This window comes from Acinetobacter sp. 1130196 (assembly GCF_000588095.1).
Classification (GTDB): Bacteria; Pseudomonadota; Gammaproteobacteria; order Pseudomonadales; family Moraxellaceae; genus Acinetobacter; species Acinetobacter nosocomialis.
Genome location: NZ_JFWX01000068.1, coordinates 1 through 13,967, shown reverse-complemented (window position 1 = coordinate 13,967; position 13,967 = coordinate 1). Strand labels below are relative to the sequence as shown.

Genomic DNA, 13,967 nt, shown 5'->3' with positions numbered 1-13,967 from the left:
ATTAAACCCGGCAATCCCTTCTTTATGATACTGAGCGAGCCACCTTCTTAAAATTGACGTCCCGCTCAGATTTAACCGTCTTCTAACTTCTCTTACCGGTATCTTATCAAGAAGCATTTGTACAGCCTTGATTTTAAATTCGGAAGAGTAGTAGGTTTTTTTAGTTTTAACATTCAGGCCATCTTCACCTTGTGCCTTATAGTTTTCAATCCATAAGCGGATGGTTTGGAGATCAACATTAAATTCTTGTGAAAGGATTTTATATCCTTTACTTCCATCTAAATAAGCTTGAATGACTTTTAATTTTAACTCTTTTGAATGCTTCGGAATTGGCATAGGGCACACCTCATAAGTTTAAAAAGTCTAACTTATGGGGTGCAGTTCAGAACGGGAGGGGGACACCTTTGGGTGTGCTGGAATCTTAAGGCCAGTCCGCGAACCCCCTTTCGTTCTGCCACCATAATTTTAATGTCTGGCAGAACTCCCAATAAAAAGGAGTTGGCTTTGCACATCCATTATTTCTTGGCAGCGGCTGCCAAAAGCTATAACGACACAGCTTAAAAATTAAAGCAGCTTGAACGCCCTCAGGTTTTCAGGCCGTAAGTCATTTTTACTTAGAACTTAGCAACAACAAAACTTGAGATGTGCCAAGCACAGTCTTTACGGCTTTGCTATGCCTTTTTTCTCCCAAAAAAGTATCTCGTTTAGAAACAACAAGAATTTATAATGGTAAAACTATGCCAAATTATTTAGAAATCTCTTCCAAAAAATTACACATTATTCGAACGGCTATTGGTCTATTTACCACTTATGGATTTCACACCGCAGGTGTAGACCTGATTGCCAAACAGTGCGAAGTACCCAAGGCGACGCTATATAACTATTTTCGCTCAAAAGAAGGGCTGATTGAAATGTGTATTGCCTTTCAGAAAAGTTTACTCAAAGAAGAAGTACTAGCCATTATTTACTCAAGCCATTACCGCACACCCATTGATAAGCTCAAAGAAATCGTGGTTTTACATGTTAATTCTAATAGCCTGTACCACTTATTACTTAAGGCTTTTTTTGAAATTAAAGTGGTTTACCCGCAGGCTTACCGTATGGCAGTTGAGTATAGAAAATGGCTGACCCGTGAAATTTTTGAACTGATTTTTAGCTTAGAAATGAGTGTGTTAAAACCCGATGCCGACATGGTTTTAAACTTAATAGATGGCTTAATGTTTGAGTTTTTAAGTACAGATAGTGTGGAAAACAGGGATGCAGCGATGGACTGCTTTTTTAAACCTATTTGTTTGAAGTAAACGAGTTATTTAAATAAAGGGGAATATGGTTTGCTTGATTGTTATCAGATGAGCAGACCATAGACGCCGTGAGATGAGGTGTGTTATTTTATTTACGCTAATCGTAAATCGATTACGTATATCGTAAAAATGGAATTAATTTAAAGCGCGTCATGGAGAAAGGAATACCATGAAAGAAGTTGCATTAAGTGATTTGATCAATCAGCAGAAAGTTGGGCGTTATCAAAAATTTATTCTGGTCACTTGTTTATTGCTAATGATTATGGATGGTTATGACATCCAGTCCATGGCTTACGCAGCTCCAATGATTATAGAAGACTGGGGCGTTCAAAAAACCATGCTCGGCGTTGTGTTTAGCGCAAGCTTATTTGGTTTATTTGTCGGATCATTTTTATTAAGTTCACTTTCTGATCGGTTTGGCCGCCGTCCTATACTGCTCATCTCGACCTTTATGTTCTCGATATTAATGCTGTTAACACCACATGTAGGCAATATCGAGCAATTGACCGTAATTCGCTTTGTTACAGGAGTTTTTTTAGGCGGTATCATGCCAAATGTGATGGCTTATAGCTCCGAAATTGTTCCATATAAATCTCGTATTTTTACCATGATGGTTATATCTTGTGGTTATACGGTTGGGGCAATGCTAGGGGGCGGTATATCAGCCTTATTGGTTCCTTGGGGCGGTTGGCAGTCGATTTTCTATTTTGGCGGAATTATCCCTTTAATTATTTTCTTTATTACATTCTTTAAAATGCCAGAGTCTTTATATTTTTTGAGTGAAGACAACAAAAACAACCCTAAAATTTTGTTTTGGTTAAAGAAGTTTTATCCCGCACTAACGTTTAATTCAGAAATAAAAATCATTAATAACACTGAAGTTGAGGTTAAAAAGTCGCCGCTAGAGTTGTTTAAAAATAAGCGTGCGTTTTTTACCTATTCCATCTGGATCATCAGTATTTTAAATATGATCAGCCTTTATTTCCTGTCGAACTGGCTACCGACTTTGGCTAAAGAGTCAGGACTTTCATTGAATCAGGCATTAATGATCGGATCCACCCTACAATTAGGCGGTACGATTGGTAGTGTTGTGATGGGCCTTAAAATTGATAAGACTGGATTTTATAAAGTATTAATTCCTGTTTTTTTTGTCGCAGTGATGAGTGTTGCTTTAATTGGGTATGCTGTTAGTCATATCGTTTTATTGTTTATTATTATTTTTATTGCTGGCTTTGCCATTGTTGGCGGACAACCTGCCATTAATGCTTTGTCTGCCAGTTATTACCCAGTTTCACTTCGTACTACAGGGGTGGGTTGGAGTATTGGAATTGCCCGTTTGGGTTCGGTTATTGGGCCGTTATTTGGCGGGTATCTCTCTCAATTTTTGGTCATTACCCATTTATTTGTGATTGCTGCAATCCCTTCGTTATTCGTGATTATCACACTGATCATTCAGGCTAAATACCGATCATAACACTGTCTACTACATAATTTTTACATCACATATAGACCGTATTTATGATCGGTGAGTAGCTACAGGGCGTTGGTCAAAAGCTACTTTATGAATTATTTAACTCGGTACCATGTTTGGTTTCGACCAATTGCAGAAATACCAATATAGCCACGCGCAGTAAGTTTTTCGCCATCTGGTGATACAGTTACACTAAAGCGATAGGTTGTGTCTGACTGTGGGTCAAGAATAGACCCTTTGTCATATTTATTTTGACCAACATTTTTTAAATTTTTGACAATGGTTAAACCAATTAAAGATTTGTTTTTATAAGTACCTTCACACATCGTACATTTATTGGCTTCACTTGTAACAAGGATTTTTTCAATATTTACAGTGAGAAGACCGTTTTTATCTTCGCTAAACTTTACCAAAGCTCTAGGTTGATTGGTTTCATCATCAATTGTTTTCTAAAATATTTAGAAAAGTAAAACCCGAAGAAAATTAATTTATAATGTTTAAAGAAATACAAAAATATAATATAAAAATTTAAAAAAACTAAAAAAATAATATAAGTTGATAAATGTGGATATAAATATATTTTTAAAAAATTAAAAAAGAATTATTTTTAAATAGTTCTCTTTGTTAAATGGAGTAATTAACTGGTTGTATTTTATGAATAATTTAAAGTTAGCATTTTTCGGGTTTTTGTCTGGTTATATATATTGCTTTTTAACAGTTACACTTCAAGCAGCTTTCACACATTTGGGCTATCCAGTTTCTTTTATCTCTACGATGGTATTTGCCTTACTGCCTTATTCTTTTAAATTTTTATGGAGTGGCTTTGCCGATTCAGTTGATAAATCATCTATCAAATTTTTAATATCCATATTTATAATTTTAATCAGCTTTAGCTTCTTTTTATTAATCCTCTTTTCGGATTTATATAGTATTGTTTTTATTATAATGTTAATCAATTTGGCATTCTTAGGAGCATGTTTTGATATCTTGACAGATGCAAACTTAATTAAAAATTTTACAGATGAAGAGCGTAGCTCTTTATTGTCTTATTACATTTTTGGGTGGAGAATTGCTTCTATTTTTGCAGGTGGGGCAGTTCTATTTATTTTTAATAAAATCTTCCAAGGAAGTTTAAGCCACTTATTTGTATTTTCCTCTTTGATTTTTCTGATTTTTTTTATAGTTTTTACTGTTAATAAGTTAAGCGATTTTTGGAAATTTAGTCGGGAAAACTTATTCTATTTTTTAATGTTTTTACCACCGATCTCTTTATTTTTTATTGTGAAAACTAGTCTATACAATTTAAAAGATTCGTTTTCTGTTCTTTCTGATATAAGTAAATTGTTTTTTTATTCAACATTTTATAAGCTTTTTGATTTAACCTTATCTTCTTTTGTGATCATATTTTTTATTAAAAAGTTTGAGCTAACTCTTGAGTTTTTTGGTGTGGTTAATACTATTTTACCGCTACTTGCTGTTGTATTTTGTGGTTATGCTTGGGGACGGATGAGTAGTAAATTTCCAGCAAATTATATAATGTTGTTTTCTTTGTTACTGAAATCATTAACCTTGTTGTTCTTTATCTATGTAAGTTTTTATAATGAAATTAATAAAGTTTATTTACTTGTCTTGTTCTCACTCAATATTGTTTCATCTAGCTTTGTTACTTATTCTTTTTCCAATTATTTAATGCAAGCTGTTAATAGTGCTAGGTCATCATTTAAATTTTCTATTTTAACATCTTTGTCTATGCTTTTAATTTTGGTATCTGTACCAGTTGCATCTTATTTAGTTGATAATTATAACTGGATTTCATTTTTTACCTTTATATTTGCTCTTCAAGTATTAAGTTATATATCTGTTTTTAAAATAAAATAATATTTTTCTCTTAATTGTTTTGTCGTGAATGAAATGTTTCTTGTGCGCCTCAACACGATACATTGAATGAAAACAGGTAGAGCTGTACAAAAGGTCTTATTTGTTAATTAGCTATTGAACTGAGACATCTAAAATTTTCAATTCATCATTAGATAGATTGGTGTAGACAATTAATAGAAATAAAAAATATTAACTACTTTTTAAACTAAATAAATTACGTTTAATTCATCACAAATTATAAGTTTAATATGAAAATCATGTGATTATTATCGATTGACAGTAGGCAATATTAAGCTTTATAACTAAAAGACCCTGAAACTGTTTCTTTAGTAAAACAGAAAAATGACAATATAAAGATGAGTAGAAAATAGAACAAAAAAAGATAAGGAGAAGAAATGAAAGTCATTAAGTACGCCTTATTTTCCCTTATGGGAATGCTGATAATAAATAGCGCACATGCTGGAAATGCATCTACTTCATTAAAGGTGAGTTTAACCATTGTAGACACTTGCGAAGTTTCAACCCAAGGAAATCTAGATTTTGGTACAGTTGTACGTGCGCAGCCAGTTTCAGCCACAAGAACCGATGTCTCTGTCCAATGCAGCAAAAATACACCGTATCAAGTCGCCGTCACCTCAGACAATAACTTTGAGCTTAAGTCTGCTGCAAGCACGGCTTCTGTGGCATATGTGTTGTATCAGGATGCTGGTCATACCCAAATTTGGGGTGGGGCAGGAAGTAAAATACACTCAGGTTTTGCAACGGGAATGAAAGAAAATATTCCTATACATGGGGTAATTACATCAAGTACCAATGTTCAGGCTACAAAGTATGAGGATTGGGTGCGCGTAAATGTTGTTTATTAATTGCAGCTCGCCAAAGTGTTATAAAAACCTTGAGAGCTGCATCATAAATGGTTTTATTTATGGGTAAGCCATTGAATTGAGGCATCAAACAGCTTTAAACCATCGTCAGATAGATTGGTAAAGGTGTCATTGTTAAGGAAGAACATAAGACGCTTTGCAGGCGCTAAAGATTCATAATCCATTGTTGCACCTTTCTCATATCCCCAAATGGCTACTTTTTCAGGTTGTCCATAAATCGTTTCAATAATGGTGGCACCTAAACCGGGCTTGCCCCAACTCATAGGCGCTTGAGCCTTATATACATTGCGAGTTCCAGCAGGAAGCTGTGCAGAGAGGGGATGCGGTGCATTGACTAGCCACAAATAACGTTCTTTCTCGACTTCGCCAAAATCGGTATTAATACGTTTACCGGTCATTGCCAAATCATCAAGGTAGTCGTTTTCCCATGTCATGATTGGAAGAGGAAGTTGACGCCAACCAGATTGAAGGTTTTTAGAAGCAACAGTAGAAGAGATAATGACTAAATCTGTGTTCTTTAAACTGTTTGGTGAAACAGATTGATCTAACACCTCAACTTGATAGCCCTTGCTTTGCAAGTATTTTTGAATGGCAATATCTGTACTCGCCGAGGCACCTTTAACTTGAGAGATCAAGGCAATTCGCGTTTGAGCATAAACAGCAGAACTAAACAATGTGCCAATCAACACTACGATAGAAAGAAGCTTTTTCATATTGATTTCAAAAGAGCAGCGATTTAGGCACTGCTCTAATCCCATGTTTTAAAATTTAAAGGTTGCACGTAATACCGCTTGGCGAGAATCACCTTGAGACACGGCCAAATTATTTACACTGGCTGTGTAGTAGGTTTTGTCAAAGATATTATTTAAATTAAATTGGAACGTAACTGCTTGCTTGGCAATGGTCGTGTCATAACTGACAAAAGCATTGGCAAGGGTATAGTCGGGCAGGTCAAAGGTATTTTCCGAATCCCCAGCACGTTTACCAACATAATTACCGCTTATACCAAAACGTAAATTACCGTTGTAAAGTTCGCCATAGTTATACGCTAGTGCCAAAGATGCAGTATTTTTCGCTACATTATTTAAGCGATTGCCCTCAAGGCCACTTTCATCTTCAGTTACTTTCGCATCTGTATAAGCATAGGTAAGGGTCGCATCAAGCTGATCGGTTACACGTCCTGTTAGGTCGAGTTCAACACCTTTAGAACGTACTGCACCTGTAGTATGCAGTTCAACTTCACCAGTTGATGAGTTAGTCACTTTAGCTAAAACGTTACGTTTTTTAATATCATAGAGTGCAAAGTTTGCTTTAACACGGTCATTTAACTCATATTTCGCACCAACTTCATAAGACTTGGCTTGTTCCGGTTGAACATCAGAGTTAATAACAGCATCGCCACCCAAAGGTGCAATAGAAGAAGACGGCTTAAGTGACTCGGTATAACTACCATAGAATGAAAGCTGGTCATTCCATTTATAAACTAAACCTGCATGTGGAAGCCAAGCATCATCATTGGTGTTGGTATTTTCTTTAAATGGTCTGCCACGGCCAGCAGTTTGCTGATAGTTCAGGTAACGTCCACCAAGCACTGCAATCCATTTTTCATTTAGGTGAATTGCATCTTGTACATAAAAACCATAGGTATGCAGTTTATCGGTTTGATCACTATCATCTTTGCTAATCTCACGAGATGGTTCGACAGTTCCAAAACTTGGATTTAAATAATCTATTGTGGAAGTAGTTTTACTACGAACCATATCTGGACGGAAATACTTACGATATTCGATGTCTGAACCGAATTGAATATCATGCTTTAAACCGAACAGGTTGGTTGAACCATTAATATAAGCTTGAGCATTACTATCTACGCTTTGTGCATTTAAAGTCGCATCGGTACGGCGTGTCACGGTGTGTTTAGTTGTATCTAACTTGGTCACACGTAACTGGTTGGCATCATAAGTTTCGTAGTTGTAGGTATAACCAAAGTGAGCTGACCAGTTATCATTAATTTGATGGTCAACTAACAATTGCGCCAAATGATCTTCACCTTTCATTTGGTTAAAAGCTTCATCTAGACGTTGGTATTTAGAGATCGGTAGGGCTTTATTGGTTTTCGGGTCAAAAACGGTAGAGCGGTCAAAAGGTACATCAAAGTGACGATATTGATAACTCAGGTTCACTTTAGTTTGACCATTATCCCATGCTACAGACGGAGCAATTAAAGTCTGTTTGAGATTACCAAAATTACGCCAGTAGTCCGCATCAGAATGATCGGCAATAAAGCGATAAGCAAAATTACTATCACCAATTGCACCCGTAGTATCTATGCTTGCACCTAAACCATTTTTGCCCGCAGCAAAGCTTGAGCCGTAAACGGAAAGTTCAGTTTTCTGAGTCGTCTCAGGTTTCTTTGTAATGACATTGACCACACCACCCGGGTCCATAATGCCATAGAGTAATGAAGAAGGACCTTTTAAGACTTCAACTTGTTCAACGGCCGCATTCATGGTTCGGCCTTGCACAATTGGCATACCATTTACGGTAACTGAACCGTCACGGTTATCACCAAAACCGCGTTTCATTACGGTGTCTTGTGTACCCCCTAAAGTATTACCCTGTGTAATGCCGCTGACTTGGGTCAGTGCATTGTCCAAGTTCGCAGGTAAATAATCTTTCATGTATTGCTTAGATACGACGTTTACAGTTTGCGGGCTTTCTAGATTTTTTTGTTTGCCTCTTAGCGTCGACGCCGTTTGTGTTGCGATATAACTTGTGTCTGCTTCAGCCTGAACCTTAATCGTTTCTAGTTGTGCCGGTTGAATTGCGGTTGCTTCTGCCCAAGACATCATTGGAATGAGGGATAAGAGTAAGGGGCTACTATGTTTTAAAATTTCAACAGTAATTAAATTTTTACGCGGGGAGAAAGCAAACATAAGTATACCTAAGTGATATAAAAATCGTGAAAGGCTAAAAAAGAGCGACTATTCAAGCGAACAAACAAGAGTGCTGACTAGACTCAAAAAAAGTGAGTAAAGTATATATAAATGAGACTCATTTGCAATGGTTTGGAGTGAATAAAGGGGTGGGAAAAATTAATAATAATTTAACTTTTTAATTAGATTATCTTTTTACTGTCAGATCATGCAGGTTTTATTACTGGTCAAGTTCTCAATGTTGATGGTGGTGGAAGCTTTGATGCGCGACGAGATAAATTCAGCATTTTTTTGAGATAATTGCTTTTCTATTTCGTTGCACATCATGTAAAAGATTTTCAAATATTAACCACTAGAAACTCTAGCGAAACCATCTGTTCCTTTACTTCCTACAACATCCCAGTCAAAGCCTCCTTTTTGCCCCCCAACACCTCCACGACCAACAACCAGAGTAATTGTCTGATTAGTTGTACTTCTATTAGTGTATTGAGCTACTAAAACAGAGCCAGATGCTCCGCCGCCACCAAAAGACCAGCCTTCGTCACCAATTCCTTGTGCACCATCACCACCTTTGCCAAACAAAGCAATAGGACTTACAGAGGTTCCACCTGTATGATCTTCTCTGGTTGCGTTGCCTGCTTTACCTTGAGTAATAGTAGTTGAATCGAAGGCTCCAATAATATCAACATCTCCAATTGTACCAGCAAGACCATTGTCATAAGAGGAACCATTACTCCATACACCCTGAGTACCGCCGCCGCCGCCATGTACGATAGCTATGTTTTCACCGTTTAATTTAAGTAGAACATCTGCACCATTCTGACCATTACTTAAGGGATAATCAGAACTATTAGAACGTCGAGATGCTCCACCACCACCGCCAGCACCAATCAACGTGAATACTTTCGTTTCACCCGGTTGAAGAATAAAACTATATGAGCCAACCGGATAATCTCCATCTACTGTGGTGCTATTGGGATTTTTATGCTGAAGAACTTGGAAACTTACTTGACCTGAATATACAACTCGGTTTTGGCCTGAGCGGTTAAATATTTTTGGCTTAAATGAATTAACATCACGATCGGATGTTGCTGAATACGATAAAGTTTATAAAAAATTAATTGAAATTAAAGGGTTGGCAGATGTGAGTTCGAGTTTTGCCATGGAGCAAATTAAATATACGACAGAACTTCCTTTAAATTTTTTCTAATAAAAACTGAAGATACTATTAAAAATTAAGGACCAGCCAAAATGCTACAAGCTAAACCTTATTTACGTTCGGTACAAATTAAAGCAAATATGCAGGCAGACTGGTCAATTTATCCATTTTCGATCCCAGCCGTTAATGATATTGAACAATTAACCTTCCATCCAGACGTTACTTTTTTTGTTGGCGAAAATGGTTCTGGTAAGTCGACTATTATGGAAGCCATCGCTTTGGCACTTGGCTTTTCCGAAGAAGGCGGCACTCTAAACGTGCGGCTTAATTCAGCCAGTAGTTCATCAAATTTATTTCAGTATTTAAGAATGATTAAAAGCTTTAAAAAGCCGAAAGACTATTATTTTTTAAGAGCTGAGAGTTATTACAATATTGGCACATATATGAATGAATTGAACTATGTAAAAAGTTATGGTGGCAATATCCATGCTTGTTCTCATGGTGAAAGTTTTTTAAAGTTGCTCACTCATAAATTACAAGGTGAGGGGCTTTATTTATTAGATGAACCTGAAGCTGCTCTTTCACCTACCATGCAATTTGTAGCTTTGTCGGCTATTCATGAATTATGCAAAAGCCAGTCACAACTCATTATTGCAACGCATTCCCCAATTTTACTAGCTTACCCTAACGCTAAAATCTATCAATTTTCTGACACAGGGATTCGTGAAATCCAGTATGAACAAACGGAACATTTCCGTGTGACACATGATTTTTTAAATAATTACCAAAAGCGTATCCAGCAAATCATAGATGAAGGATAGTGTGAGAAGTACCTTTCATAAGAGCTAGTTCGAACAACAAGTAGATCAATGCATAGAGCGTTATAAAATAATATTTTACCCTAAGAAATAAGTATTGGATTTAAATTCTAATTTTAAGTAAAAATAGGAAATATAAATCTAATTTAAAGATAAAAAGTAGAAAAAATTAAAATTTATATCCATGGAAACCTCACTATCATGAATTGGTAATAAAGTTGATATGTTTCTCGGAATATAAAAGTGAATCAATTCAGTACAGATGTCATTAATTTAGGACGAACACCCGAGCGCTTTGATGGTCTAGTCAACACACCTGTTTTTCGTGGTTCTACTATTGTTGTAAATAGCTTTAGTGAGTGGGAAGAATTTAAGCGAAATGGTGGGGTATATCGACATTATGGCCGTTTCGGCGCCGCAACAGCTAAATCTTTTGAAAGTGCAATCAGTGCGCTTGAAGGCGGTGCGGGTAGTATGGTATTTCCATCTGGGTTGTCGGCTTGTACACATGCACTTATGGCTTGTGTAGAGGCAAATAGTCATGTCTTGATTGCCGATAATATCTATGGTCCAACACGAAATTTTGCTGACAATATATTGGTCTAAATGGGGGTAAGTGTTGAATATTTTGACTCTACCAATCTTGAAGCATTAACCGAAAAAATTAATGATCGTACCACTGCGGTGTTTATTGAGTCACCTGGTTCAATGACATTTGAATTGAGTGATGTTGCAGCGATTTCTGCAATTAGTCATCAATACGGCGCAAAAGTATTAGTCGATAACTCTTGGGCAACGCCATTACTTTTTCAACCATTAAAGCACGGTGCTGATATTTCTATTCAGTCCGTAACCAAATACATTGGTGGCCATTCTGACATACTCATGGGTGTGGCTACTGCAAATGCCGAAACATACCAACAACTCACTAAAACAGGTCATTTGTTTGGTGAGACCACAAGCCCAGACGATATTTATTTGGCATCACGTGGCTTGCGAAGTTTGGCGGTAAGGTTAAAGCAGCATCAAGATAGTGCTTTAACTATTGCCCGATTTCTAGCAACACATCCGGCTATTAAAGAAGTGCTTCATCCTGCTTTAGAAACAAGTCCTTATCATGATTTGTGGTTGAGAGATTTTGATGGTTCATCTGGAGTATTTGCTTTTTACTTAAAAGAATCTGAACCTTCATATGTGCAAAAATTCTTTGATTCGTTGCAATTATTTCATATTGGTTTGTCTTGGGGAGGGTTTGAAAGTTTGATTTTACCTGTTGGGCAAGCTTATCGAACACATACCAATTTACCTAAAGATGGCTATTTAGTGCGCTTAAATATTGGGCTGGAATCTGTGGTCGATTTACAAAAAGATTTGCAATACGCCCTACAGTGTGCAGAACAAATGCGTGTTGAAAATGTTATATAGCCGTCTTAAAACCTAAAAGCTAACTTTCTGCACGTCAGCTGTTTCATGTGTGACAGACGCTATTATTTTGTTAGACCTTGGCTACCAGTGCGACCATCTATTACTTGGGATTTTGTTGCTGCGAAATTATGTTCGTTTACTGTCAGTGCAAAAGGGAATTTAAACTTTATAGATCATCTAATTTTATGAAAGAAAGCCCTATTAAAAGGGCTTTGCCGTGATTTAGTTAAGTTTTAAATACTCATCTTTTAATTTATCTAGGAAAATAAACAAGTTTTGGTTCATTTCTTGATAGTCATGATTTCTCAATTCCTCACGGGTATTAACAAATTTATAAGCAGGGGCTTGGTCGAGTTCAGTTGCTGAGTGTTGAATGAGTAGTTCAACGACTTCAGGCGTTAGCTCCATATGACACTGCAAGCCATAGACTAATTTCGAATATTCCACGATTTGCCGCGGACAACCTGCACTAAAAGCAATAATTTTGGTATTGCTTGTTAACCCGGGCATGTCATTGTGCCAGTGGCCAACTTCTGTCATTTTTCCTAAGTGTGAAAATAGAGAATCTTTAACGCCATATTCAGTCAGCATGATAGGAAACTTACCAATCTCTCTTTCAGGACTATGTTCAAATTGACCACCTAAAGCTTCACCAATGAGTTGTGAACCCAAACATATACCTAACACAACTTTATTCGCCTCTATAGCTTTCTTTATGACAGCTTGTTCTGCGAGCGAATTAAAATGAGGGCACATTTCAACTGTCGTATCAGGACTTTGTGGACCACCCATCACAATAAGAAAATCAATATTTTCAACTGTAGAGGGTAATTGTTCGTTTAAATACACTCTTGAATATGTCATTTCAAAGTTATTAGTTTGCCCCCAAATTTCATATGCACCCGGTGCTTCAAAATTTTCATGAACAATAAAATGTAGGCGCATAATAGTCCTCAAAATTTAAAGAGTGTAGTGATAGATTCATTGCTAGATTTAAGCCATCTATAGGTTACGAAGCCTATGGTCTAATGAATACATCCAGTTTTTTAAAGTTATATGGTCCAGTGAGAGTAGGGAGTGTTTAAATTAAATAAATTTGGCAGGAGCCTATATGCTTTAAACATAGTTTTAACCGAATTGGTTAAAATATATTAAAAACTAGAATTTTTTATTTTAAATTTAATGTAATTTATATTTATTCTAATAGAGTTTTAAAAGATAATTATGTTGTCCTATATTTGTGAAATGAAAAGATATGGAATAGATCTAAATACTAGACCTCTTGCGAAAGTCGTTATTGCAAGTTCATCCGATTTACCAGTGCAGCGATTAAGTTAATGCGTAAACCGAATCTTTTCCGTCTATTTCGATAGCGTTCACTTAATATTCTAAATGTTTTCAATTGACTATTAATATGTTCGATCACAACTCGTATTTTTCCAATCATTTTATTGTACTTTTTCTCAACATCAAATAAGGGTAAATTCTTCTTTTTCTTTATTGGCATCAATAATTTAAAGCCATCTTGCTCTAATCCGTAGTACCCTAAATCGGTCATAACATATTTACAATGTTTGAATTTTTTAACCGTTCTTCTTGCCAATTTAATGTCATGCTGACTGCCATTCGATATATCTAGCCCTATGATTTGTTTGCTGTTCGGATGATAGATCACTTGTGCTTTTAGCGTATGTTTCTTCTTTTTACCACTGTAGAACTTACTCTGATTTTTTTTTCGGACGTTCTATTGAACATTCTGTCGCATCAATAATGACCCAGTTAAACTGTTCGTCTGCTGTGGTAATGCTTCGTTTTGGCAGAGTAAACCGTCTTGATTTCATCAATGCATCTTCAACCTTTTTAATGGTTCGATTCACATTACTTTCAGCGATATGGTAATTTGCAGCCAACTCCAATTGAGTGCTGTAATTCCGTAAGTAATTGAGTGTTAATAATAATTGATCCTCTATAGCTAAAGTATGAGGACGCCCAGATTTCTTTTTAAGTGATTCTACTTCTTTTAAAACTTCGATCATTTCACTAAAAACTGGTCGAGGTACACCAACCAAGCGCTGGAATTCAGAATCTGAAAAAC

General features: G+C 36.2%; 10 protein-coding genes and 3 pseudogenes. 6 read left to right on the top strand and 7 right to left on the bottom strand.

Annotated features, from left to right (window positions below):
- The coding region (locus J671_RS23465) for a helix-turn-helix domain-containing protein (protein ID WP_031981918.1) at positions 1-336 on the bottom strand (336 nt) is incomplete at its 3' end.
- Between the two features lie 401 nt (positions 337-737).
- Here J671_RS23465 and J671_RS23460 point away from each other — a divergent pair.
- The gene (locus J671_RS23460) at positions 738-1,301 is read left to right on the top strand and encodes a TetR/AcrR family transcriptional regulator (RefSeq protein WP_004887930.1); all 564 of its coding nucleotides are present in this window, start codon (positions 738-740) and stop codon (positions 1,299-1,301) included.
- A gap of 169 nt (positions 1,302-1,470) precedes the next feature.
- On the top strand, positions 1,471-2,775 hold the full coding sequence (locus tag J671_RS23455; RefSeq protein ID WP_004887926.1) for an MFS transporter: 1,305 nt from the start codon (positions 1,471-1,473) through the stop codon (positions 2,773-2,775).
- Between the two features lie 92 nt (positions 2,776-2,867).
- Here J671_RS23455 and J671_RS0105195 read toward each other — a convergent pair.
- Positions 2,868-3,221, bottom strand: a pseudogene (locus J671_RS0105195) (DUF2147 domain-containing protein); the annotation flags it as partial.
- Positions 3,222-3,426: 205 nt separating this feature from the next.
- Between J671_RS0105195 and J671_RS23450 the strand changes: the two are divergent.
- Both J671_RS23450 and J671_RS23445 read left to right on the top strand, forming a co-directional pair.
- Positions 3,427-4,650, top strand: coding sequence for an MFS transporter (locus J671_RS23450; RefSeq protein ID WP_004887923.1), 1,224 nt, complete (start codon positions 3,427-3,429; stop codon positions 4,648-4,650).
- 395 nt (positions 4,651-5,045) lie between these two features.
- Entirely contained in the window at positions 5,046-5,516 is a 471-nt protein-coding gene (locus J671_RS23445; protein WP_004887922.1) for a spore coat U domain-containing protein, read from the top strand.
- A gap of 53 nt (positions 5,517-5,569) precedes the next feature.
- Here J671_RS23445 and J671_RS23440 read toward each other — a convergent pair whose 3' ends face one another.
- From J671_RS23440 to J671_RS0105190, 3 genes and pseudogenes are all read right to left on the bottom strand, one after another.
- Positions 5,570-6,247 (bottom strand): hypothetical protein, encoded by a 678-nt coding sequence (locus J671_RS23440; protein ID WP_009498856.1) that lies wholly within the window; start codon positions 6,245-6,247, stop codon positions 5,570-5,572.
- 48 nt (positions 6,248-6,295) lie between these two features.
- Positions 6,296-8,470 (bottom strand): TonB-dependent siderophore receptor, encoded by a 2,175-nt coding sequence (locus J671_RS23435; protein WP_004887919.1) that lies wholly within the window; start codon positions 8,468-8,470, stop codon positions 6,296-6,298.
- Positions 8,471-8,815: 345 nt separating this feature from the next.
- Positions 8,816-9,565, bottom strand: a pseudogene (locus J671_RS0105190) (hypothetical protein); the annotation flags it as partial.
- Positions 9,566-9,721: 156 nt separating this feature from the next.
- Here J671_RS0105190 and J671_RS23430 point away from each other — a divergent pair.
- Both J671_RS23430 and metC read left to right on the top strand, forming a co-directional pair.
- Entirely contained in the window at positions 9,722-10,450 is a 729-nt protein-coding gene (locus J671_RS23430) for an AAA family ATPase (protein WP_006580617.1), read from the top strand.
- Between the two features lie 240 nt (positions 10,451-10,690).
- Positions 10,691-11,872, top strand: a pseudogene (gene metC / locus J671_RS0105185) (cystathionine beta-lyase).
- A gap of 222 nt (positions 11,873-12,094) precedes the next feature.
- Here metC and J671_RS23425 read toward each other — a convergent pair.
- Positions 12,095-12,817, bottom strand: coding sequence for a GMP synthase (locus tag J671_RS23425; RefSeq protein WP_004887911.1), 723 nt, complete (start codon positions 12,815-12,817; stop codon positions 12,095-12,097).
- A gap of 349 nt (positions 12,818-13,166) precedes the next feature.
- A protein-coding gene (locus tag J671_RS25585; protein WP_152534347.1) for an IS5-like element ISAba27 family transposase occupies positions 13,167-13,967 on the bottom strand; the annotation gives its coding sequence in 2 pieces (ribosomal slippage) (positions 13,167-13,607 and positions 13,609-13,967; 800 coding nt annotated over the 2 pieces). This gene is flagged as partial in the annotation.

What these genes read in the sequence shown, in the direction of transcription:
- J671_RS23460 (WP_004887930.1), top strand. Translation starts at nt 738, where the DNA reads ATGCCAAATTATTTAGAAATCTCTTCCAAAAAATTACACATTATTCGA.
- J671_RS23430 (WP_006580617.1), top strand. Translation starts at nt 9,722, where the DNA reads ATGCTACAAGCTAAACCTTATTTACGTTCGGTACAAATTAAAGCAAAT.
- J671_RS23455 (WP_004887926.1), top strand. Translation starts at nt 1,471, where the DNA reads ATGAAAGAAGTTGCATTAAGTGATTTGATCAATCAGCAGAAAGTTGGG.
- J671_RS23445 (WP_004887922.1), top strand. Translation starts at nt 5,046, where the DNA reads ATGAAAGTCATTAAGTACGCCTTATTTTCCCTTATGGGAATGCTGATA.
- J671_RS23440 (WP_009498856.1), bottom strand. Translation starts at nt 6,247, where the DNA reads ATGAAAAAGCTTCTTTCTATCGTAGTGTTGATTGGCACATTGTTTAGT.
- J671_RS23425 (WP_004887911.1), bottom strand. Translation starts at nt 12,817, where the DNA reads ATGCGCCTACATTTTATTGTTCATGAAAATTTTGAAGCACCGGGTGCA.
- J671_RS23435 (WP_004887919.1), bottom strand. Translation starts at nt 8,470, where the DNA reads ATGTTTGCTTTCTCCCCGCGTAAAAATTTAATTACTGTTGAAATTTTA.
- J671_RS23450 (WP_004887923.1), top strand. Translation starts at nt 3,427, where the DNA reads ATGAATAATTTAAAGTTAGCATTTTTCGGGTTTTTGTCTGGTTATATA.